The 22,674-nt window shown below is 40.4% G+C and carries 18 protein-coding genes and 2 pseudogenes; 15 read left to right on the top strand and 5 right to left on the bottom strand.

Annotated features, from left to right (window positions below; genetic code table 11):
* The first annotated feature begins 73 nt into the window (after positions 1 to 73).
* From CS921_RS03340 to CS921_RS15665, 5 genes and pseudogenes are all read left to right on the top strand, one after another.
* A complete protein-coding gene (locus tag CS921_RS03340) occupies positions 74 to 979 on the top strand; it encodes a tyrosine-protein phosphatase (RefSeq protein ID WP_099221641.1) in 906 nt (301 codons plus the stop codon).
* Between the two features lie 381 nt (positions 980 to 1,360).
* A complete protein-coding gene (locus tag CS921_RS03335; protein ID WP_099221640.1) occupies positions 1,361 to 2,800 on the top strand; it encodes a 6-phospho-beta-glucosidase in 1,440 nt (479 codons plus the stop codon).
* 365 nt (positions 2,801 to 3,165) lie between these two features.
* Entirely contained in the window at positions 3,166 to 4,716 is a 1,551-nt protein-coding gene (locus CS921_RS03330; protein WP_162921680.1) for an immunoglobulin-like domain-containing protein, read from the top strand.
* A 126-nt stretch (positions 4,717 to 4,842) separates the two neighbouring features.
* Positions 4,843 to 5,250 (top strand): annotated as a pseudogene (locus tag CS921_RS15670) (RrF2 family transcriptional regulator); the annotation flags it as partial.
* On the top strand, positions 5,230 to 5,832 hold the full coding sequence (locus CS921_RS15665) for a class I SAM-dependent methyltransferase (protein ID WP_420843735.1): 603 nt from the start codon (positions 5,230 to 5,232) through the stop codon (positions 5,830 to 5,832). The pseudogene CS921_RS15670 and the gene CS921_RS15665, both read left to right, overlap by 21 nt.
* A 41-nt stretch (positions 5,833 to 5,873) precedes the next feature.
* Here CS921_RS15665 and CS921_RS03320 read toward each other — a convergent pair whose 3' ends face one another.
* Both CS921_RS03320 and CS921_RS03315 read right to left on the bottom strand, forming a co-directional pair.
* The gene (locus CS921_RS03320; protein WP_162921679.1) at positions 5,874 to 9,227 is read right to left on the bottom strand and encodes a MucBP domain-containing protein; all 3,354 of its coding nucleotides are present in this window, start codon (positions 9,225 to 9,227) and stop codon (positions 5,874 to 5,876) included.
* A 138-nt stretch (positions 9,228 to 9,365) separates the two neighbouring features.
* Positions 9,366 to 10,034 (bottom strand): Crp/Fnr family transcriptional regulator, encoded by a 669-nt coding sequence (locus tag CS921_RS03315; RefSeq protein WP_099221637.1) that lies wholly within the window; start codon positions 10,032 to 10,034, stop codon positions 9,366 to 9,368.
* Between the two features lie 319 nt (positions 10,035 to 10,353).
* On the opposite strand from CS921_RS03315, the gene CS921_RS03310 reads away from it, so the two are divergent.
* The 7 genes from CS921_RS03310 (at position 10,354) to CS921_RS03280 (ending at position 16,813) form a co-directional block, all read left to right on the top strand.
* Positions 10,354 to 12,258 carry a beta-glucoside-specific PTS transporter subunit IIABC gene (locus CS921_RS03310; protein ID WP_099221636.1) on the top strand — a complete coding sequence of 635 codons (1,905 nt, stop codon included), beginning with the start codon at positions 10,354 to 10,356 and terminating at the stop codon, positions 12,256 to 12,258.
* Between the two features lie 27 nt (positions 12,259 to 12,285).
* Entirely contained in the window at positions 12,286 to 13,098 is an 813-nt protein-coding gene (locus tag CS921_RS03305; protein ID WP_338037315.1) for a histidine phosphatase family protein, read from the top strand.
* 126 nt (positions 13,099 to 13,224) lie between these two features.
* A complete protein-coding gene (locus tag CS921_RS03300) occupies positions 13,225 to 14,019 on the top strand; it encodes a histidine phosphatase family protein (RefSeq protein WP_099221635.1) in 795 nt (264 codons plus the stop codon).
* Positions 14,020 to 14,021: 2 nt separating this feature from the next.
* Positions 14,022 to 14,873: an LD-carboxypeptidase gene (locus CS921_RS03295; RefSeq protein WP_099221634.1), complete on the top strand. Its 852-nt coding sequence runs from the start codon at positions 14,022 to 14,024 to the stop codon at positions 14,871 to 14,873.
* A 92-nt stretch (positions 14,874 to 14,965) separates the two neighbouring features.
* Entirely contained in the window at positions 14,966 to 15,361 is a 396-nt protein-coding gene (locus tag CS921_RS03290) for a DUF805 domain-containing protein (RefSeq protein WP_162921678.1), read from the top strand.
* Positions 15,362 to 15,513: 152 nt separating this feature from the next.
* Positions 15,514 to 15,846 carry a DUF4064 domain-containing protein gene (locus tag CS921_RS03285; RefSeq protein ID WP_099221632.1) on the top strand — a complete coding sequence of 111 codons (333 nt, stop codon included), beginning with the start codon at positions 15,514 to 15,516 and terminating at the stop codon, positions 15,844 to 15,846.
* A 295-nt stretch (positions 15,847 to 16,141) separates the two neighbouring features.
* Positions 16,142 to 16,813 carry a DedA family protein gene (locus tag CS921_RS03280; RefSeq protein ID WP_099221631.1) on the top strand — a complete coding sequence of 224 codons (672 nt, stop codon included), beginning with the start codon at positions 16,142 to 16,144 and terminating at the stop codon, positions 16,811 to 16,813.
* Positions 16,814 to 17,011: 198 nt separating this feature from the next.
* Here the strand turns inward: CS921_RS03280 and CS921_RS03275 are convergent, their stop codons facing one another.
* Both CS921_RS03275 and CS921_RS03270 read right to left on the bottom strand, forming a co-directional pair.
* Complete coding sequence (locus CS921_RS03275; protein WP_099221630.1) at positions 17,012 to 17,464, bottom strand: GtrA family protein; 453 nt, start codon at positions 17,462 to 17,464, stop codon at positions 17,012 to 17,014.
* Positions 17,451 to 18,412: pseudogene (locus tag CS921_RS03270) on the bottom strand (glycosyltransferase family 2 protein). The gene CS921_RS03275 and the pseudogene CS921_RS03270 overlap by 14 nt, the downstream one beginning before the upstream one ends.
* Before the next feature lie 169 nt (positions 18,413 to 18,581).
* Here CS921_RS03270 and CS921_RS03265 point away from each other — a divergent pair.
* Positions 18,582 to 20,072 carry a DUF6056 family protein gene (locus tag CS921_RS03265; RefSeq protein WP_099221629.1) on the top strand — a complete coding sequence of 497 codons (1,491 nt, stop codon included), beginning with the start codon at positions 18,582 to 18,584 and terminating at the stop codon, positions 20,070 to 20,072.
* Between the two features lie 98 nt (positions 20,073 to 20,170).
* On the opposite strand, the gene CS921_RS03260 is transcribed toward CS921_RS03265, so the two are convergent.
* Entirely contained in the window at positions 20,171 to 20,704 is a 534-nt protein-coding gene (locus tag CS921_RS03260; RefSeq protein ID WP_099221628.1) for a hypothetical protein, read from the bottom strand.
* 121 nt (positions 20,705 to 20,825) lie between these two features.
* Here CS921_RS03260 and arcA point away from each other — a divergent pair, with 121 nt between their 5' ends.
* Both arcA and rpsF read left to right on the top strand, forming a co-directional pair.
* The gene (gene arcA / locus CS921_RS03255; RefSeq protein ID WP_099221627.1) at positions 20,826 to 22,052 is read left to right on the top strand and encodes an arginine deiminase; all 1,227 of its coding nucleotides are present in this window, start codon (positions 20,826 to 20,828) and stop codon (positions 22,050 to 22,052) included.
* Positions 22,053 to 22,354: 302 nt separating this feature from the next.
* Positions 22,355 to 22,648, top strand: a complete 294-nt coding sequence (gene rpsF, locus CS921_RS03250) for a 30S ribosomal protein S6 (RefSeq protein ID WP_099221626.1) — start codon at positions 22,355 to 22,357, stop codon at positions 22,646 to 22,648.
* Positions 22,649 to 22,674 lie beyond the last annotated feature (26 nt).

Here is a 22,674-nt window from a genome sequence, read left to right as displayed (position 1 = left end):
CGGATTTTTACGTTTTCTAAAAATGGTCAGCAAATTCACCTACTATAATGGAAAACAAATAGGAGGGAAAAAAATGAACAAATGGATCAAAACGATCGGAGTTGCCATCATTGGCTCAAGCCTTGTTTTATCAGGCTGCAGTAACTCTTCAGACGAAAAAGCATCAGCAGAATCAACGCAAAAAGCTAAGAAGACGGTCGAACCGGGCAGTCAAATCAAGCTAGAAGGAGCAGTCAATGTTAGGGATTTAGGCGGATATAAAACAACGAGCGGCAAGACAATTAAGCCACATAAACTGATTCGCAGTGCAGAAATGTATAAAATGACAGGAAATGATATTAAAAAACTGACCGATACATATAATTTGAAAAAAGTGGTCGATTTTCGAACAGATTCGGAAGTGAAGGCAAAACCAGATCCGCCGATTGAAGGTGTAGAAAATATCCATGATCCGATTATGAAAGACACAGGCGTTTCAACAAGTACAGAAGACTTTATGGCAAATTTAATGACAATGGACAATCCGGAAGACTATTTAGTCGAAGCCAATAAGAGCTTCATTGACGATGAATTTTCCAGAAACGGCTATAAAGAATTTTTCAAGCAGCTTCTAAACAATGAAGACGGGGCCGTGCTTTGGCATTGTACAGCTGGGAAAGACCGGGCAGGATTTGGGACAGCGCTTGTATTATCAGCTTTAGGTGTTGACCGCGAAACGGTGATGGATGATTACATGCTATCCAATAAATATCGGGCGGATGAAAATCAAAAATCATTAGATGAAGTGGCAAAAGCAACGAATAACAACCAAAAAGCTGTGGATGCCATGGAAGCCATGATGGATGTGCGAGAGGTCTACTTGGATGCGGCATTTGATGAAATGGACGCAAAATATGGCAGCACAGAAGGCTATTTGAAAGATGGCCTGGGACTGACACAAGCGGACATCGAGCAGCTGCAGGAGATGTATTTAGAATAGAGGTATCAGAACTACTCTTTAATAATCGATTAAAGAGTAGTTTGTTTATAAAAATATATTTTATGCTATATGAGCTAGCTATTTAAATGAATAATGAAGTCTTTAAACGACCAATTAATGGAATATGAAAAGCACTTTGGGATGGTTTATTACCTAGATGGCAATGAATTGTCAGTGAGCTTTAGTTTGATTTTTATTGCACTTACAATTATTTTCTTTGTGGGACTATCCATCTTTGTTTTCAAAAAAAGGAATAAATAATAGGCTTTTTCAAGTAAATGATAAAAATCTAATTTAAATTTTTAAACTTTTACTTGCTATGTAATGCATTACATATTTTATAGTAAAGGGGTAGCAACGAAATGAAAGGAGCTTGAAAAAATGACAAAATCAACTTTTAAATTTCCAGATAATTTTCTTTGGGGCGGCGCAGTGGCAGCAAACCAATGTGAGGGCGCGTACCTTGAAGACGGCAAAGGTCTTTCGTTAGTAGACTTGCTTCCATCTGTTGAAGGCGGTCGTTGGGATGCTCTTACTGATCCGAAAAAAGCTATGGCAACAGATTATGGTTACTATCCAAGTCACGAATCCATTGATTTTTATCATCGTTATAAAGAAGATATTAAATTATTTGCAGAAATGGGCTTCAAATGTTTCCGTATGTCCATCAGCTGGCCACGTATTTTCCCAGAAGGTGACGAAACTACTCCAAATGAAAAAGGCTTGGAATTCTACGACAAAGTATTTGCAGAATGCCATAAATATGGAATCGAACCAGTTGTGACAATCAATCACTTCGATACACCAGTGGGTCTGATGAAAAAATACAACGGTTGGTTGAATCGCAAAACCATTGATTTCTACTTGAATTTCTGTGAAACAATTTTCAAACGTTACAAAGATCAAGTGAAATATTGGATGACTTTCAATGAAATCAACATGATTCTTCACATTCCTATGTTTGGTGGCGGCATGGATATCACTGAATCCGCAAATCCGGAACAAGATAAATATCAAGCTATTCACCATCAACTAGTGGCTTCTGCACGCGCAACAAAACTGGCACATGAAATCAATCCTGAAAATATGGTTGGTTGTATGCTGGCTGCCGGAAGCACATATCCATACACTTGCAATCCGAATGATGTTTGGAAAGCAATGGAAGCAGACCGTGAAGGCTACTTCTTTGTGGATGTTCAAGCGCGCGGCTACTACCCAAGCTACAGCGGACGTCTTTTCCGCGAAAAAAATATCAACCTAGTAATGGAAGACGGCGATTTGGAAGTAATGAAAGATCACACAGTTGACTATGTGGCATTCAGCTACTACGCGTCCCGTCTAACAAGTGCGGAACCTGAAAAAATGAAAGAAACAGAAGGTAACGTATTTGCTTCCCTTAAAAACCCATACCTTGAAGCTAGTGAATGGGGCTGGCAAATCGATCCACTTGGTTTGCGCATCACAATGAACGCTATTTACGACCGTTATCAAAAACCACTTTTCATCGTTGAAAATGGCTTAGGTGCAGTTGATAAAGTAGAAGCTGATGGTTCGATCAATGATGATTACCGGATCGACTATTTGCGTGAACACGTTCGTGAAATGGGCGAAGCAATGCAAGACGGAGTTGAGCTTCTAGGCTTTACACCATGGGGCTGTATCGACTTGATCAGTGCTGGAACAGGTGAAATGAAGAAACGTTATGGCTTCATCTATGTTGACCGTGATAATGAAGGAAAAGGAACACTTGAACGTTCTAAGAAAAAATCCTTCAACTGGTACAAAAAAGTCATCGAATCTGCTGGTACTGATTTAGACTAATTTAATACTAGTTGTCATTTTATAAGCCGACTTTCTAAGGTTAGATTGATTATCTGACTTTTAGAAGGTCGGCTTTTTTGCGTAAAACTAGGGGAAAAGGAAGTCCTGATTCGGATTGGAAAAGCATAATGAGAATAATCGATTGATAAAGAAGTTCTTTTCAAATACTTTTACAGGAGGATTTCCCTTAAAAAAGTCATTAAATAGACACAAAATAGCATAAATTACTTGTGATTTACAAATTTTGAAAACGAAAGATATCTTATAATTAAAGTAGATCGAATGTTGTTGTAAATAATAAGAATATTTGATTTTGTGTTACAAATGTATAAAATTAAAAGAAAGCTGGTGTGGGATTGGTGAAAATGAATATGTTGAAATTTGCTGGATTAGCAATAACGAGCGGGGGAATCTTACTTTTTGCAGGGCAAGATGGGGGATCGCATATTGTAAGAGCTGAAGAAACCACTCCGATAAAAATTGTATCTGCAGAAAATGGGAGTTTTGAAGACCCGATGTTAGAGCAAGCTTCCTTTGCTTATGGAGTTCATCCGGACTTGCTTAAATGGCATACAACGGATCAGTCGGGCAGAGTAGAAGTGATGAACAACTATGAAGGGCAAACAGCGGCTGATGGAAATCAGTGGGTGGAACTAGCGGGCACAGAGGCTTCGTCCATTTACCAGGATATTGAGACGACTCCGGGGACAAGAATTCGCTGGAGTGTTCAACATAGAGGGAGAACGGGTGTGGATACTGCGGAAGTACAATTTGGAGCGCCAAATGGACAGATGCAAACACAGAAAACAATGAGTGATGGCCCAACATGGACTAAATATTACGGCAGCTATATGGTTCCCGAAGGTCAAACGGTTACTCGATTTGCTTTTAAAGCGATAAGTTCGTCAGATGGCGGCCTAGATTACGGAAATTGGCTGGATGATGTGGTGTTTGCCACACAATCTAAATTAAATGTGACGGGCAGTTTCTCAAATGCTGCTCTTGCCAAGAATCAAGAGACAACATACGATTTGGAAGTTGTGAATGAAGGCGGTCTAGATACTGGCAACAATATTGTGACGATCAATTTGCCACAGGAGGTAAGTTACATAGCAGATACTTTACGGACGAATGGCGCTACAGTAGCCAATGAAAGCTCTAGTGAACATCAGATTAGTTTTTACCTAGGCGGTCTGGCTGTGGGCGAAAAGGCTACCGTTTCAGTTGATGTGAGAGGCGACCAGTTTGCGACAGACGTGGAAGCATCTGCAACGATTTCTTATAATGATAAGGGGTATAGCAATGAAAACTATCAGACCTCATCGAATAAAAGTTTGATGACGATTGGTGAAGGAGAGGCACCAGCCATTACCGCAGATGCTAGCTATGAATTGGCACAATTTGCCGCGGTTCCAGATGCTGCAACTTTCAAAGAAGCGGTCCATACAAGTGCTTCTGACAAAGAAGACGGCGCCATCCAAATGGAGGACATAGAAGTGACCGGCTTGGAGCAAATCGATACAGACGCACCGGGGAACTATCAGGTGACACTCAAAGTTACGGATAGCTCGGGCAATACTTCAGAATATCAAGTTGAAGTCATGGTCAAAGAGGTTGCGGCAGAAGCAGGCGACAATATGGAAGACGAGGAAGGCTTGGTAGTGGATCATCAAATAAATGAAGAAAATCTTGCTTCAAACGATCTGAATGTAACATCTCTAGATTCAAATAGCGACAAAGGGCTCTTAGTAACCGGACAAGAAGCAAAACTTAACAAACAGGCAACAGTTGAGACTTCTTTACCTAAAACAGGCGATAGTCCTTCTGGCTTTGCAGGTAGACTATTGGGGACAATTTTAGTATTAGGATCACTTTTCTGGTTCAAAAAAGACAAAACGTCAAAAAATAATCGTTAAAAAACCGATCTGCCCTCTAAATGACTAATATTTAGGGGGCAGATTTGTGATGTAAGGTGATAAGATTGCTTTTTCGTTTTATTAGAGATATTATAGAGTCATTAAGTCTTTAATAGGAGTGTAACAATGAAATATTCAAAAGCAACGAACTATGCTTTACATACGATTGCCTTTTTAGCAGCCAGACCTGAAACGGCGACAGTTGGCGTTCGGGAGCTGGCAGAAGCGCAGAAAGTTTCGCCAACCTATCTTTCCAAAGTGCTGACAATGCTTGTGAAAGCGGGATTTATCGAATCGGCTACTGGCGTGAAGGGCGGGTATAGAGCGTCGCGAGATCTGAAAAACCTGACATTTCTTGAGGTAGTTCAAGCTGTAGAGGGGACGGCACCGCTTTTTTCATGCGAAATGCCACACGATGAAAATCAGCCCCCTAAAAATTGCCAAATTCAAGCGATTCTAAATGAAGCCGAGCATAAAATGAACCAGCATCTGAGTGAGCAGACGATCGGAGCGATTATCAGCCATCACAATCATATCCATACTGCCAGTGATCAGCCAGACAAAACAGCCAAAATCATTGCCGCACTGGAATCACCCGAGCGAAAAGCCGTTCTGGCACCTGAGGCATTTCTGGATATGCTGCCGGTTGATGGGACTAGTGACGTGCTTGACCTAGGCGCGGGCAGTGGCTATCTGACGTTTCCGGCGGCTAAACATACGACTGGCAAAGTTTATGCACTCGACATCAATCCGCTCATGTTGAAAATTTTAAATGAACGGATCCAGGCGGGGCAGGTCGACAATGTGGAGCTTTTGAAGGGCAGCGCTGATCGAATCCCGCTTCCAGATGAAAAAGTTGATGCTGTCATGGCGTCGCTTATATTGCATGAAGTCCCATCTTTGGCGGCTGTTTTGCAGGAAATCTCTCGCGTGTTGAAGCCGGATGGATGCTTTGCCTGTATTGAATTTGAAAAAAATACCGAGGCAGGACCGCCCATGCACATGCGAATCAGTGCGGCGGAAATGGAGCAGGCAGCAGTTGCTAGTGGGTTCAAGCTGCTCCGAAAAGAATATTTAAATGATGAATTATATGTATTGATTTGTAAGAAAAACTAAAAAATAGCAGGGACCAGTGTGAAGCCGATCCCTGCTATTTTTTATTTATACGTGTTTCTCCTAAAAATACCCGCCAATCCAAGAATCAACAGTGCCGCGCCGACCCAAACGTACAGGCCGGAAAACTGATCGCCAGTATGCGGCAGGACGGTGGGATTCTCTTTGACCGCCAGATTTTGTTTCCCAGCGGCATTGGAGCTACCGCCTGATGACTGCCCGGACCCCGAATGGTTATTGTTCGTGTCCGCCGTGCCGCGTTCTTCTTGCTTGGCGTATTCAAAAATGACTGTTTGCGGATGGAATGAAATTTTTCCTGAAACATTCGCAGGCGTTTTGACTAGTTTATAGCCCGAGATATTTTTAGCAGTTGCTTTATAGGCGTCTCCGATTTCACCCGTTAACGTCTCAGAAGCGGCAATTTCTTTTTTCGTATTCTGATCAATGTGTCTCACTGTAACAGGCGAAACCGAATCGTCGAGCAGTACGGCCACGGCGCCCGGTTCCGTTGCTTGAAGACCATTGGCGGCCAGAGCGAAGGAGTTGTAAGCCGCCCGTTCATTTGCTGGTACCGCCTGATCGAGAAGTTCAGTCGCAATGTCCTTGGTAGAAGGCGTCCTTAAGGTGAAGTCGATCGTTATATTACTGCCGCGTGTCCATTCCACACCATCCTTCAATTCAAGGATGAAAGAATGAATGGCTGTCCAATCGGCCACCTGATCCGCCGTTACAAAGTCTGCCTCATCCACATCGACCGGGTCGACAAGCGGTGCCGCCGTGGCCGGGTATTGCGTATATTTGTCCAGAACGCCGGAACGTTTCGGATTTTTGGAGGTGCTGTATTTGACCGTCACCTTGTCTCGCCAGCTGTCCGGCATTTCAAGCGGCCCAGTCAGCAACATGTCGAACCGGCTGTTCCGATCAGAGAGATCCGTGATCCCCTTGTCACCAACTGACGGCAGGACGTCCATCAATACCATATCTGAAATTTTGGCATCCGTTTCATTTTTGAGCTGGAGCTGATAGGCAACTTCCGAATCGGTGGTTGCGTGCCCAGTCGTGCTAAATTTGCTGTCCCGATTGCCCTTTACCAGTTTGGAAATAGCGACTGTTTTATTTTGATTCAACAAGTACTGATTTGCCGTTCTGATCCGCAAATCGTCGAGCTTTCCGTTGCCATTGAGGTCATTGCTGTCCGTTTCGAGAGTGGTGTCAGACAAGGTAGGCTGCCCGGTGATTGCCGGAACACCAAATTCCTCATCGCCAATAAAGCCAAACATTTCGAGCCGCAATGTCGGGACGGCATCCTTGGAAACCACAACCGGAATTGCCGCTGTAACCGCCTCGTCCGGCAGCAGTCGATCATTCTTCCAGCGAACCTTCACCAGAGACTGCCCAGTGCCGTTAAAGTTGTCGCTAACGAGATCCAGCGAGAAATTGTCCGTACCAGTCGCCTCTTTTAACGCCACACCAGTCGGCAACAGAACAAAGCTTTCAAATGGCGCATTCAACCTAGAAATAGAAGCCTTGTTGCTGCCCAGCCTCACATTTACCGTATTGTCACCCGTGTTCACCAGATTGCCGTCCGTATCCGCAAAATTGACAAAGCCTTGTACGAAGCGGTGCGTACCAGTCGGTTTTGGCAGAATTTGAACCGTTCGAGGGGCCATATAATTTGCCCATACATCAGGCCAAACGGACGTCGTGCCATCAAAATAATAGACGCGGCCGTTTTGATCGGCACCAGAAAGTCGAACCTCAGCTTCATTTTTCACCTGCCCAACATAGCCGTCCTGAACAGTCGTATAAAAATTCATGGAAGTCCCGTACATGCCAGCCGGTGCGTGCGTAAAGTGTATCCAGATATCACTGACATGCTTCCCGTCCTCAAGACCCAGCTGCTGCTTCGTAAACATGGTACTAAGCGGAACGTCCTCTTTGACAAGCGTCCACTCTGTGTCATCATCATATTTGACGAGCAGATTATATTGAGGATCTGTTTTTAGTTTTCCAAAATCAAAGCCTGTATTGGGCCGGAAGTAAAAGTTACCACTGTAAAATTGTTCTAAATTTAAATGATCATCCATTTTATAGTAGGCATCGTAATAAAGAAAATCCTGCGTGATAGAATCATTCATCGCCGAATTCAACATTAGAGCGAAGCCGAGTTTGGCACTGTCATAGACCTTGATATCCGGATTTCCAGTCACCGTCGCGATTCCCCAATTTGCATCCACTGGCGCGCGGTGTGCCGGAGCAAAAACGTTCCCAACAGTAGGCGGTATCTCTTCCGGTGAGTTGGTCGAAACAGCCACTGAGGCATTTGAAGTATCCACCTTGCTTGCGGCCAGACCAATAAATTCCGTTGTGACCTCGGCTTTTGTAGAAACGTTCGTAAAGTTTGGCGTATCATCTTTGAAATAGGTTCTTACTTGAAAGCTTTTATTTAGCAAAACATCTGCTGCCGCTTGTTCTGTATAACTTGGCGCAGCGATTTTCCAGATGAGCTCCTGACCATTGATTTCATCCGGCTCAGGCGTTCCATTTGTTACACCACGATATTCCAAATGATCGTCCAACGTATATTTAACAATAATCGTCGAATTTTCTTTGATAAAAAGAGTACCCGTTTGTTTTTTTGGAATATTGAGCGCAAAAGTCCAAATTCCCGTTTCGCCTTGAGCAGGTGTATTCATCGTACTATTTTCAGTTACATCAAAGTTATTAGAAAGGGCGGTCGTTGCCGAAGCCGTGACAGTCGTTTGAGCATTTTCTTCTACTTTTTCAGAAAGGTTATCTGCTGAAAAGACGCCTTTCATATGAAGCTCCGTTCCATTTATTGTATAACCATTATCCGTTTTTAATTTTAAAACGATTTTCTGTGAAAAACCGCTATTGATGGTACCAAGTCGATAAGTCAATTGATGATTGGTGCGGTCGTAGGTGGGTGCCACATTGTTGATTGCGAGTTCGCTTAAATTTTGATCAAAATGGGCGCCGGTCGGAAGGTCAATTTTTATTTGAGCATTCGTATAACTTGTACTAGGCCCAGTAATCTTTAAAAATAAGTTGAAGTTAGCCATTTGACCGGCTTCAATACTCTCTTTTTGTGCATCCAAGCTAAAATCTCCCGAGTAGTTCCCAGTTGGAAAGCTTCTTGAAACAATCGGTTTTTCCTCCGTATTTTGATCAGAAACACTCTCGTTTGTATTTAAATCAGTCTTTTGTACAGATTCTTCATTGGTATTTTGTTCAGGGATGTCACTTCCTGATTGTGCAGTTTCAGTAGACACTTCAGCATTGGAAGGGGTCATTTCAGCGAATACATATCCCGGAAGCTGTGAAAAAGCCAACAGACATACAAGCATGAAATAGCACCACTTTTTTAAATAATTCATGTGCTTCTCTCCTTTTTGCTTTTCTACTGTTAGTTTATCCATTCAGAGAGAGGTAATCTGTTTCGCCGATACCAAAATTAAAAAAGAATTCAATTTAAATGTGAACAATATAACTTATTTATATAAAAATAACTAAAATTAACATTTTTTGGAAGAAATTTGGCGAAGTGCTTCAATATCGCGGATGATGATAGGTCTTGTTTGAGTGATGATTTTTTGCTTGCGCAGGTCGTTTAATGCGATTGTGATGCGTGCACGGCTGGACTGTGTTAAATGCGCTAACATCTGATGGCTGAGAAAATCTGGTAAAACGATAGTCGAGGAGGAGGTATCCAGCTCAAAGATGCGAATAATCTCAAGCAGTGCATTAGCCAATTTAAATGAAGGATTCGCATTGACTGTGGCGTAACGACGCATTAGAATCATATATTCTCCACTGATACGTTCTAAAATAGCGTGGAAAAATTTGGGCTCAACGTACAAGTGATCAAGTAAATAATCCCGGTCGATAAAAATAATCTCACAATCCGTCACGGCGAGAATTTTATAAGATAACTGCAAATGTGTCTCGTTGTCTAAGAGCGCTTCCAGGCCGAAAAAATCATCCTTTTTCAACAGCTGATAGAAGGCGCTTGCTTTAGGTGCAGATTGATTTTCAACCGTAATCACCCCGTCTAAAACAACGCCGAACGCTTGGGCAGGATCGGTGCTTGCCGATTGGAAAATAGTTTCGTTTTTCTTGAAAGCTTTGCGCTGGAAATGGTCTGGAAATAGCTCTAATTGAAGAAAATTTAATAAGTCTCGCATAAAATTCCTCCTTATTCATATGACTTTGTTATTAAGTATAAAGAGTTTATGGGTGGAGTTAAAGCGAAGTGTATTATTTCTTACATATAATAGAAAGACAATCATCACATGATACGTTAGTAAAAATTTTTAAAAAAAGTCTTGCAACCGTTTTCTCTATATGTTATAGTTAACTCATCACGAAGGATTGTTACCAATTCATTGGGCAAAACCTAAGCTGATTTGTAGGACACGTGTATATAATTACGCGGAAGAGTCCTCAAATGAGTTTAGGTTTTTCTTTTTGCCCAAAAAATAAAAAAGGAAAGAAGGTACAAACATGAAATATGAACAGTTAGCCAAGGACATTCTGAAAAATGTTGGTGGCACGGAAAACATCAATAGTGTATTTCATTGCATCACTCGGTTGCGTTTTAAACTGAAAGATGAGAAAATTGCGAACACTGAGGCGCTTGAAAAAATGGACGGCGTTATCTCGGTTATCAAGAGTGGGGGACAATATCAAGTCGTTATCGGCAACCATGTTCCTGACGTTTACAAAGCCGTTTTAGAAGTCGGTGGTATTTCTGCAGAGGGTAATGCAGAAGAAGCTGTTCCTAGCGGAAATATTTTTAACCGTTTCATTGATATGATTTCCGGTATCTTTACACCAATTCTGGGTGTGCTAGCTGCTACAGGTATGATCAAAGGTTTTGCCGCAATGTTTCTTGCGTTTGGCTGGATCTCTGCTGATTCCGGTACTTATAATATCTTATATGCTGCAGGGGACAGCTTATTCTACTTCCTTCCAATCTTCCTAGGCTATACAGCTGCGAAGAAATTTAAAGGGACACCGTTTATTGGGATGGCCATTGGGGCAGCGCTTGTTTATCCGACTCTTTCCGGTTTAACAGCAGCTGATCCGCTTTACACGCTATTTGCTGGAACGATTTTTGAATCGCCAATCCATGTTACTTTCTTAGGTATTCCAGTTATCTTGATGAGTTATTCATCTTCTGTAATTCCAATCATTATTTCCGCTTGGTTTGCTTCTAAAGTTGAAAAATGGTTGCGTGGAATTATTCCAGATGTTGTTAAGACATTCCTTATTCCATTCTTTACATTGCTAATCGTAGTACCACTTACATTCCTTGTCATTGGTCCAATCGCTACTTGGGCAGGTCAACTGCTTGGTGCAGGAACAATGTGGGTTTACAACTTGAGCCCAATGATTGCAGGTTTGCTACTGGGTGCATTCTGGCAAGTATTTGTTATCTTCGGACTTCACTGGGGTCTTATCCCGATTGCAATCAACAACCTGACTACATTAGGTTATGATCCAGTTCTTTCTATGAGCTTTGCTGCATCGTTTGCACAAATTGGTGCGGTACTTGCAGTATTGATCAGAACGAAAAACAAAAAACTCAAATCTCTTAGTGTACCAGCATTCGTTTCCGGTATCTTCGGTGTAACTGAACCGGCAATTTACGGGGTTACATTGCCACTGAAAAAACCATTTATCATGAGCTGTATCGCTGCTGGTATCGGCGGTGGAATCATCGGCTTTGCAGGAACAAAAACTTACATGATGGGCGGCTTGGGTATCTTCGGTATTCCAACATTCATCAATCCAGGTTCCGGTGTTGACTCATCATTCTGGTGGATGCTAATTGCGATTGCAATCGCATTCGTACTAGGCTTTGTTCTAGTAATGATTACAGGTTTCAAAGACAAAGTTGACGCAACTGAAGAAGCAGCTCCACAAGTTCCAGAAACAGAAACTCTTATCGAACGTGAAACTCTTGTTAGCCCAATTACAGGTGAAGTAGTTTCTCTTACAAACGTAAAAGACGAAGCATTCTCTTCCGGCGCACTGGGTCGCGGTCTTGCAATTCTTCCAACAGAAGGCAAACTGTTTGCACCAGCATCCGGTACGGTTACAACTATTTTCCCAACAGGCCATGCAGTTGGTATTACAACAAATGATGGTGCAGAAGTATTGATGCACGTAGGTATGGACACTGTACAGCTTGAAGGTAAATTCTTTACAGCACATGTGAAACAAGGCGACAAAATTGAAGCAGGACAACTGCTAACAGAATTTAATATTGAAGAAATCACAAAAGCAGGCTATGACATTACGACTCCGATTGTTGTAACGAACTCAAGTCAATATCTAGATGTTCTAATCGTAGACGAAAATACTGTCAAAGTTGGCGACCGCTTAATCACTCTTGTCATTTAAAAATAGATAAAAAAATGGGGGAGCAAGATGATCAAAAAGCATATTTGGAAAGTGATGTTTGTAGTACTCAGTTTGATGCTTGTTGCCGGATGTAGTTCAACTTCCGGCAGCAGTTCCAGCGACACCAAAGACAAACAGAAAAGTGATACAGTGACCATTTATGTAACGCGGCACGGCAAGACAATGCTGAATACAACTGATCGCGTTCAGGGCTGGGCGGATACCCCGCTTACTGAGCCTGGCGTAGAGGTTGCGGATGATCTCGGCAAGGGTCTTAAAGCAGAAGGAATCAAGTTTGATGCTGCCTATTCCAGCGACTTAGGGCGTGCAAAAGAAACAGCAGAACATGTACTGGATGCAGCCGGCCAGAAAAAACTCCCGATACAAGAAAGTGAAAAACTCCGTGAAGTTTGTTTCGGCAAATACGAGGGCGATCTAAATGCCAACATGTGGGGAGATATTGCCAAAGGACTTGGCTATTCTTCTCAGGATGACATGATGAAAGACTTTAGTACAGGAAAAGTGACAATTGACCAAGCAGTTGATGAAATTGTCAAACTCGATGACATGGGCATGGCAGAAAGTTATGCCACGGTGAAAGACCGCATGCAAAGTGAGCTTAAAACGATTGCAGAAAAAGCTGCCAAAGCGGGCGATGAAAACGTTCTGGTTGTCAGCCATGGTATGTCGATCGGTGCCATGCTGTCTGATATGACTGACAAGTATAAAGGTCAACAGCTGGAAAATGCGAGCGTCACAAAAATCCTCTACAAAGACGGCAAATTTGATGTCCAAACGATTGGCGATATGAGCTACGTGGAAAAAGGCGAAAAAGAATAACGAAATGATTGCAACCGCAGTTCCGGTTTTAAACAGGGGCTGCGGTTTTTTATAATGTTTCACGTGAAACAATTGCAGGGTGTTACTATAGTGTGTATGATAAAAAGAAAAGCGAGGTTTATATAAATGAAGAGAAAAATTCAATTACTGGGAATTCTTTTTTTGATGCTCATTATATTTCTGGGGTGTAGTGATGCACAGAAATCGGCGGAGAAAAGTTCACCAAAAGATGCAGAAGTAACGATTTATTTAGCGAGGCATGGAAAAACAATGTTAAATACAACTCAGCGTGTTCAGGGGTGGGCAGATTCGCCACTAACTGATGAGGGAATAACAGGAGCTAGAAACCTTGGCAAGGGATTAGAAAAAGCGGGAATTGACTTTGACGCTGTTTATTCTAGTGACTTAGGCCGAGCGAAACAAACCGCTGTGGAAGTTTTAGATGCTAAAAATCAGTCCTTGAAAATTCAAGAACAACAAGGGTTACGGGAGATTTGTTTCGGTAAGTATGAAGGAGAACTGGTCAGCAAAATGTGGGACGACATGGCTCAATCGATGGGCTATCAAAATCAGGAGCAGCTTAATCAAGCAATCAATAAAGGGCAAACGACTACAGCTGCTGCTTATGATGCCATGGCTCAATTAGACGATATGGGCATGGCTGAGGATTATAAGACGGTTCAGACAAGAATGGAAAAAACAATGATAGAAATCGCTGACAAAGCTCTTGAGACTGGTGATGAAAATGTGTTAGTAGTGAGTCATGGCGTGGCGATTGGCGCACTTTTAACAGAACTTACTGATGACTACAACGGCCAAGGCTTGTCCAATGCCAGTATATGCAAATTATCCTATAAGAATGGCAATTTTAAAGTAGAAAGTATTAATGACACAAGTTATGTAAAGAATGGGGCAAACTAAAGATGAAATCGTTGTTTGGCCAAAAAGTCGGTCTAATCGCCTGTTCCAATGGCAGGTCAATAAACCAGCGTTCTGAAATCGAGGCAATGAAAAAAGTCCTTTATGACGCCTATCATATTCAAGCAGTTGAGGCGGCTACCTTATATCAAACAAAGCATCAGATTGAAAGCGGAAGTCCAGAAAAGCGGGCCATGGAGCTTCACCGGCTCTACAAGGATCCTGAAATCAAAGCGATTTTTGATATTTCTGGCGGCGATTTGGCTAATCAATTGCTACCGTATTTGGATTTTGAGTTGATTAGAGCGCATCCTAAGCCTTTTATTGGCTATAGCGACCTAACAAGTCTGCTGAACCCGATTTGCGCGACCACAGGGCAGTCTGGTTACTATTATTTATTGACAAATATTGTCCGATCTGCCAAAAGTCGAGCGGCATTTGAGAAAGCTTTCATCGAGTGTCAGGAGGCAGAACTGGAAGGCAGCTGGTTAGGTAAGCATGATCATATGGAGGGAATGGTGATCGGTGGGAATATCCGCTGCTTATTGAAGCTGGCTGGGACGCCGTATTTTCCGGATACACAGAATAAGATTATACTGTTGGAAGCACTCAGCGGCTTGGAGGCTCGACTGGCGGCTTATATGGCGCAATGCGAACAACTGGGCATTTTTGATAATTGTGCCGGAGTAATTGCAGGACAGTTTACGGAAGCGACAGAGAAAGAGCTGGATGGGTTTGTCAATGAGCTTTTTCTGGATTTAAGTTTTCGATACGACTTGCCTGTATTTCGAACCGGTCAAATTGGGCATGCGAAAGCCTCGATCCCCTTTTTAATAGGAGAAAAAATCTCTATATAAGTGAATTTCGGATAATCGTCATCAGGTTAACATATTCACTTTGGCAGATTTGTAGTATAATCTTTGTAGTCAACACAGAGGAGGAAACAGAAGTGGGTTTTTTAGAAGCATACATTCTTTACTGGAAAAATTATATTAATTTTTATGGTCGATCTGAACGAAAAGAGTTTTGGTATGTGCTTGTTTGGAATGTCTTGATTTGGGGCGTTCTCGGAGGGCTTTGTTCTGTGACAGGCTTACCGGAAATTATAAACAAGGGTGTGACTTTTTCGCAACTGATGTCACAATCAGGCTTGCTCGCCATGACACTAGTGGTTATCTGGGCGTTCAGTTTAGCTAATTTCATTCCGCTAATTAGTCTGGTCGTTCGGCGGTTGCGTGATGCGGGACGAACTGTATGGCTCGTTTTGTTAGGCTTTATTCCAATCATTGGTCATTTGATCATCCTGGTTTTAATGTGCTTTCCAAGTAAAAAAGAAAATTATTAAAAGCGATCTAACGGGTATCTGGCAGTGTTCAGCTATTCGTTAGATTTTTTTATTAAAAACAATTCTTTTATTAAAATTAATGTAAGCGGAATATTGTAAAATACCTTGTATAAATGGTAACATAAAGAAAAAGCAGAAAAGGAGAGTTCAGAATGAAAGTTGAAGGACTACTTGGCTTTTTAGGGGCAGCACTTGGTATCGGTTTTTCGCTGATGGTACTGACGATTCCAGGAATCTCACAAGCGCTCGAAGAAGAGTCGACATTCTTTTATTTATTGACGTTAGGTTCATTGCTACTTTCGGCTACCGGTCTGGTTGGTTCGTTTGTGGTGGCACATAAGCCGCGATTAGGCGGAGCGATGATGGTTGCAGCAGCAATTGGTTGCACCATGTCTGTGTCACTGATGTTTTTAGTGCCAATCGTACTTCTAGCTGTTGGCGGATTGATTGCACTTGTAAATTATGAAGAAGGCTTAACAGAATAGGCACGTAAAAAGAGCCAGACGTCGAAAACCGTAAAATTTCGACGTCCGGCTCTTTTTTGGATCAATAAAGTAAGTGCCGTTACTTTATTTTGAGAAACTAAAGTAATTTTATCATAGCATAGAATCATTTTTTAGTCTGTGCCTATTTTTTGAACAATTTGTGTAGATTTTGAAAAGAGAAACATACGAACGCAATATTAATTTTTTATAAATCCGACTTAAGAAGGATTAAGGTATTTTCGAGGTTATGCTACAATTAAAAGTGATTCGAAAATATATATAAGGAAGTGACCCAGTGGATTTCATTACATGGATAATTGATTTTATTTTGCACATTGACCAACATTTAGTCGAAATAATTAATGCTTTTGGGATTTGGACGTACATCATTTTGTTTTTAATCGTTTTTATCGAGACAGGTTTAGTTGTGTTCCCATTCTTGCCAGGAGACTCGTTGCTGTTTGCAGCTGGGGCTTTGGCAGTGCTGGACGGTTCAATTTTGCATATCGTACCGCTGATTATTGTTTTGTGGCTGGCGGCGGCACTAGGAGATACAGTAAACTATCATATTGGTAAAAAAATTGGCACATCGATACCCGAGGACAGTTGGTTTGGTAAAATCATCAACCGTGAAAAGATGGAAAAAGCTGAGGCATTTTTCAATAAACATGGCGGAAAAACGATTTTCATCGCCCGCTTTATGCCGTTCATCCGGACATTCGCACCATTTGTAGCCGGTGCTAGCCGCATGAACTATCGCTATTTCTTAACATATAACGTACTTGGCGCGACGATTTGGGTACTGCTTTGTACGCTAGCTGGTTACTTCTTCGGGAACATTCCGATTGTGAAGGACAATTTCTCGGTTGTAGTATTGGGAATCATTTTTGTCTCTCTTATCCCGATGATTGTTTCAGTTGTTAAAAGTAAAATGGCTAAAAAAAAAGTGAACTTGAATAATGATTGAATAAAAACGGACTTCAATCGGGAAGTCCGTTTTTTAGTCGTTGTATGAAATGAGAAAGGTTTATGTTTTGTAGGTGTGTTGGTAAGAGCTCTGTTAAAGCTGACGTGCTAAAAACTTAAAATTAGCAACAGTTAGATACAAAAAGCCATCCGCGAAAACGGATGACTATTAGTTGAAAATAATTAGTAGAATTAAAACTCATTCTTGGATATGTTGCTTCTTAGATTTAAAAATAAAAAATTTGCTGAAGACATAGTTTAGCACTAAAATAATAACATTTGTCCATACCTTTGCCCATGTTTCATTCATCAAGAAGAAGCTCACAAGAATAATCATAACGATTGTATCGACAATAAAAGTTAGAAAACGAAAGCCGAAAAAGGAAGTAATTTCTCGGAAACGATCTTTTCGAGTAGGTGTATAACTGTCAAAAACATATTTTTTATTGGATAAGTATGCGAATAAAACAGATGCAATCCAAGCAATTCCATTTGCAATTCGATAATCCCAATTTAAAAATGAAGCAAACAACCAAAATGTTGCTATATTGATAAGGGTAGTAAATCCTCCCATAATTAAATACATGACAATGCTATGGATTTCATCAGTGTACCAAGGGATTTTATCAAGTAAAGCTCTAATTTTCTTCATGTTGGTTACCCTCTTTCTTCTTCCCTTGATATTCATTAATAAAATAAAGCGGACGATTTTTAACTTCATTAAAGATTCGGCCAAGATATTCGCCAATAATTCCAATGCTAATTAATTGTATGCCGCCTAAAAATAGGATAGCAATCATCAAGGAGGGGAACCCGTCTACATCAGGACCAAAAATAATGGTCTTGATTATTAAATAGATGACATAGATAAAAGTGATAAGCGAAATAAAGAACCCAAAAATAGTTGAGATTCTAAGAGGCGCAGTTGTATAAGAAGTAATACCTTCTAAAGCCAAATTTAAAAGCGACTTATAGTTCCACTTTGTTTTGCCAGCGTGTCGAGGAGCTGCATCAAATTCCACTTCTACTTTTTTAAAACCGACCCAGTTATAAAGCCCTTTTGTATATCGGTTAGATTCACGAAGTTGGCGTAAAGCTTCAATACATTTACGATCTAATAGACGATAATCACCTGTGTCTGGCAAAACCGGGATTTTTGAGATAGACTGGAGTAATTTATAGTAATATTTTGAAGTAGCTTTTTTTAGCCATGATTCGCCCTCACGCTGTTTTCTTTTTGCGTAAACATCATCATAACCAATCTCCCATAGTTTTATCATCTCTAATATAAGCGCAGGAGGATGCTGCAAATCGGCATCCATGGTAATAACAGCGTCTCCTTTTGCGTAGTCAAAACCTGCTTCCATGGCAACTTCTTTACCGAAATTCCTTGAAAGATCTACAAATGATACTCGATCATCCTTTAATTGAATCTCTTTAATATATTTAAGAGTTTGATCTTTACTTCCATCGTTAATGAAAAGGAGTTCAAAATTATAATTTCTTTGACCTTATCCATCACTTTTGTAACTTCACTATAAAGATGTAAGATAGATTCCTCTTCATTATACGCAGGGATGGAAATTGTTATTAATTTCATGATTCAATAAACACCCTCATTTTTTTCAATTTTACTTAAATATAACAGATTAAGGCTTATTTTAAAAGGGTGCGGCAAGGTGAATTTTGACCAATTTTATTTAAAATGTGATTTCTAAAAGTAAATGTATAGTATACTAAAAGTATGTTTATTATTAAAGGAGAAATTTATGTTAAAAAAAATGAAAGAAAACAAAAGTGTTCTGTTAGCTATGGGGTTAATATTCTTATTTTATTTATTCATGGCTTATAATGTTCCATTAACAGGTGATGATTGGACGTGGGGATCACAGGTGGGACTTGATCGTTTGGAGAGCTTTTACAAAGATTATAATGGACGTTATTTAAGTAATAGCCTAGAAGTTATTCTAACACGCTTTTTTGGAATAAGGGTAGTGTTTATGGCTGTGGTCAATACAGCATTGATTTTTTTAAGTGCAAAGTTGATCTCAAATAAGAAAAGGACAAGTATTTTATCTATACTAATCGTTTTCTTATGCTTTATGCTTATCCCAACAGATATTTTTAAACAAACATTTGGTTGGGTTGCTGGTTTTGTTAATTATAATTTTTCATTAGTGTTGCTTCTTATTTATCTAGTTATAATAAAAAACATTTTTGGCGAAGAAAAGCCATATTATAAAAAATATTTATCTATATTTATTTTGATTTTAGGTTTTTTCACACAATTGAATGTGGAACACGTTTCATTATTCGCAAACTTTACTGCAGTGTTTGTTATAATAATAGCCTATATACGGTTTAAAAAGATTTATGCAGTGCATATCAGCTATTTAGTAGGAACTATTTTAGGTAGTTTACTGATGTTTACAAATGGTGCGTACTTGAATATTCTTCTACATAGTGATGGTTATCGGAATATTGATCAAAGCCAAAGTTTTATGCAAAAACTTGTTGATATTTATACAAATAGCATGCATTACTTTTTGTTTGAAAATAACCAATGGATTGTTTTATTGTTAGCTATTATTATATCTAGTTTATTAATGTATAAGAATGTAAATTGGATTGTGCGTTATATAGTAAGCCTCGTTTTAATCGGGTACAGTATTTTAATCGTATGTTTTAAGGTTTTCTTTAGTGATTACATGCAAATAAACATTATCAAAGATGCATTTACGTTATTGAGTGTACTTTACTTTATTGCATTGATAATAGGGATTATTTTTATTTTCAAAGGCATGATGAAAGTTAAAGTATTGTATTTTATTAGTGGAATCATTCTAATGAGCGCACCATTTATAGTAATTAGTCCGTATGGTGCTAGATGTGCTTTAGCTCCGTTTTTATGTATGGTGCTAATCATTGGAGAGGGTGTGAACTTGATTGAGGAACTTAGCTCTGCTGATTTTTCAATGTTTATTAAGCTCTTGATAATAGTTAATATTGCATTTGGAGTTTGTTATTCTGGTATCATGTTTGCTAATGGGCATACAAATCGTTCTAGATTAGATTATTTGCATGAACAGGTGAACAAAGGAGCTCAGTCAATTAATATTATGCGACTGCCTTTTCCTCAATTCTGCCATATGCCAGATCCAGAGCCTAATCAATATCAAACTGAAACATTCCGTATAGTTAATAAGGTTCCTGAAGACACACAGTTGAATCTAATTCCATTTGCTTTAAATGATAACTAAAGGTCAGTAATAAAATAAAGAACCAGTATTTTTGCAGAAAGCTCACCATTATATGACTTTGCAAAAATACTGGTTCTTTCAATTTTTGAATAAGAATTTCAGCTCTTTTTCGTTGCTATCTTCCCATCGATGTCTGAAAAGTGAGCTACTGTGATGTCCTGGCCTGCTTGAATGAATGTCAGATCAAATTGTGGGGAAGATTGGGCAATGGAAGCTGCTACTTTCTTGGGATCCAGCTCTTTTTTCAGCGGTAGGTTGAAAACGCAGACGCGCTGGTTATTTGAAAGGGTATAATATTTGTTATCGCTTAAAAGTAATGTCGAATCTTTTAGAGATGAGTATTGTGCGATTTCTTTTGGAACCGCTAGTTTGACGTCAATTTCTTCCATTGCATAGAGTTGCCGCGTCAAAATCGGGCTTAGTGAAAACGGAATGATGATTTCAAGTTGGTCACCTTCTACATGGATGTTTGCTGGTTGAATATCAATGTTTTTTTCTGAAAAGAGGTTCTGGACAGTCTCAGGTGAAATTTGCGTCTTTTCAGTTTCGGGGGCAGGGTTTTTAAAAACAACAAATAACGTTGTAGAAAGGATGCAACCCATTAGTATGATGAAGAGATATTTGGTTTTCAAGTACTGTCCTCCTAAAATAATTTCATTGATATTTTACCATAGTATAAAGCGCTTTTCTTCCCGTTTTTTTCGTATGAAAGAGAAAAAATAGGGTACTAATGTAGAAAGGATGTGAGATGGAATGAAACCAGTATTCAATATTCATTCGGAAATTGACACTTTAAGAAAAGTTATTGTGAAAAGACCAGGGCGGGAATTGGAAAATTTGACGCCAGATTATTTGAAGGAGCTGCTTTTTGATGACATCCCATTTTTGCCAATCATTCAAAAAGAGCATGATTTTTTTGTGAAAACTTTGCAGGACAATGGAGCGGAAGTGTTGTATCTTGAAAAGCTTGTGGCAGAGGCTATCGAGTATTCCGGAAAACGCGAGCAGTTTCTGGATGAGGTGATCCGTGAGGCTAATCAGCACGGCGACGCGGCGCAGCATTTGAAAGAGTATCTGCTTGTTTTAAATAATGAGCAGTTGATTGAAAAGGTCATGACGGGGGTTCGGAAAGATGAATTACCGGCGCAAAAGCGTGTCCATCTTGATGAAATGATGGAGCAGCCCTATCCGTTTTATCTTGATCCACTCCCCAATCTCTACTTCACACGGGATCCGGCGGCCGTTATCGGTCATGGAATTTCCATCAATCCGATGTTCCAACCGGCTAGGCGAAGAGAATCTTATTTTATTTCTTTTATCTTGAAAAATCATCCGTCTTTCACGCAGAATCCTCCACCTGTCTGGCTGGACCGCAACATGCCGCATTCACTTGAAGGTGGGGATGAACTGGTGCTGAATCAGGGAACCCTTTTAATCGGGGTTTCAGAAAGAACGGATGCCCGAGCGATTGAACAGCTGGCGCGCAATTTATTTATTCAAAATGGTGACATCAAGCAGGTAATCGCTTTGGAAATTCCTGAAACGCGGGCTTTTATGCACCTGGATACTGTTTTTACGATGGTCAATGAGGCTCAGTTTACGATTCATCCGAAAATTTTATCAGCAACGGGTGAGTTGAACGCTTATGTTTTACAGTGGGATGAGCAGACGAATGATTTGAATATACATATCCGGCGAGATTTTGAGCAGCTTTTAAAAGAACTTTTGCATGTGCCGGAGATTGACCTGATTCCTTGTGGTGGAGAAGACGCGATTGCTTCGGCGCGAGAACAATGGAATGACGGAGCCAACACACTTGCTATTGCTCCCGGAGAAGTTATCACTTACGATCGGAATCAGGTATCAAATCGGCTGCTGCGCGAACATGGCATCAAGGTTCATGAAGTGATCAGTTCAGAGTTATCAAGAGGAAGAGGCGGTCCAAGATGTATGACGATGCCAATTTATCGAGGGAAATAGGAATTTTAGGCTCATTTTCCGGCAGAAAAATCCAATAAATAGAAGTTTGCTTAACTTTGCGGAAAAGCATTGTGACACCAATATTCCTGTGGTATAGTAAACACATCACAGCTATATCAAAATAATTTCACGAAATGATTGAAGCTCGAAAAAGGCTGTGGTATAATAACTTATTGTGAGTAATTATAAATTATTCCTTGCTCGATTCTAACTGGAAATGGGCGAAAGGCTCCCGGAAGGTTAGGGATATGGCTGGTTTCAGTTGTATCAGAGCCGCTAAGACCACAAGGAGGTGTAAAGAGATGGCAAGAAAGTACGAAATCATGTACATCATCCGCCCGAATATCGAAGAGGACGAAAAGAAAGCGCTAGTTGAGCGTTTTGACGGAATCCTAACTGATAATGGTGCGGAGATCATCGAATCGAAAGAATGGGGTAAACGTCGCTTGGCTTATGAAATCCAAGACTTCCGTGAAGGATTTTACCACATCGTGAAAATCTCTGCTGAAAATGCAGATTCGATCAATGAATTCGACCGTTTAGCAAAAATCACTGACGGCATTATGCGTCATATCGTTGTTAAAGAAGAAGACTAAGAATTTATTCAAGGCGAGAGACCTTG

The sequence above is a fragment of the Listeria costaricensis genome, assembly GCF_900183385.1.
Lineage (GTDB): Bacteria > Bacillota > Bacilli > Lactobacillales > Listeriaceae > Listeria > Listeria costaricensis.
This window is presented reverse-complemented; position numbering and strand designations above follow the sequence as displayed.

What these genes read in the sequence shown, in the direction of transcription:
- CS921_RS03340 (WP_099221641.1), top strand. Translation starts at nt 74, where the DNA reads ATGAACAAATGGATCAAAACGATCGGAGTTGCCATCATTGGCTCAAGC.
- CS921_RS03335 (WP_099221640.1), top strand. Translation starts at nt 1,361, where the DNA reads ATGACAAAATCAACTTTTAAATTTCCAGATAATTTTCTTTGGGGCGGC.
- CS921_RS03330 (WP_162921680.1), top strand. Translation starts at nt 3,166, where the DNA reads ATGAATATGTTGAAATTTGCTGGATTAGCAATAACGAGCGGGGGAATC.
- CS921_RS03320 (WP_162921679.1), bottom strand. Translation starts at nt 9,227, where the DNA reads ATGAATTATTTAAAAAAGTGGTGCTATTTCATGCTTGTATGTCTGTTG.
- CS921_RS03315 (WP_099221637.1), bottom strand. Translation starts at nt 10,034, where the DNA reads ATGCGAGACTTATTAAATTTTCTTCAATTAGAGCTATTTCCAGACCAT.
- CS921_RS03310 (WP_099221636.1), top strand. Translation starts at nt 10,354, where the DNA reads ATGAAATATGAACAGTTAGCCAAGGACATTCTGAAAAATGTTGGTGGC.
- CS921_RS03305 (WP_338037315.1), top strand. Translation starts at nt 12,286, where the DNA reads ATGATCAAAAAGCATATTTGGAAAGTGATGTTTGTAGTACTCAGTTTG.
- CS921_RS03300 (WP_099221635.1), top strand. Translation starts at nt 13,225, where the DNA reads ATGAAGAGAAAAATTCAATTACTGGGAATTCTTTTTTTGATGCTCATT.
- CS921_RS03295 (WP_099221634.1), top strand. Translation starts at nt 14,022, where the DNA reads ATGAAATCGTTGTTTGGCCAAAAAGTCGGTCTAATCGCCTGTTCCAAT.
- CS921_RS03285 (WP_099221632.1), top strand. Translation starts at nt 15,514, where the DNA reads ATGAAAGTTGAAGGACTACTTGGCTTTTTAGGGGCAGCACTTGGTATC.
- CS921_RS03275 (WP_099221630.1), bottom strand. Translation starts at nt 17,464, where the DNA reads ATGAAGAAAATTAGAGCTTTACTTGATAAAATCCCTTGGTACACTGAT.
- CS921_RS03265 (WP_099221629.1), top strand. Translation starts at nt 18,582, where the DNA reads ATGTTAAAAAAAATGAAAGAAAACAAAAGTGTTCTGTTAGCTATGGGG.
- arcA (WP_099221627.1), top strand. Translation starts at nt 20,826, where the DNA reads ATGAAACCAGTATTCAATATTCATTCGGAAATTGACACTTTAAGAAAA.
- rpsF (WP_099221626.1), top strand. Translation starts at nt 22,355, where the DNA reads ATGGCAAGAAAGTACGAAATCATGTACATCATCCGCCCGAATATCGAA.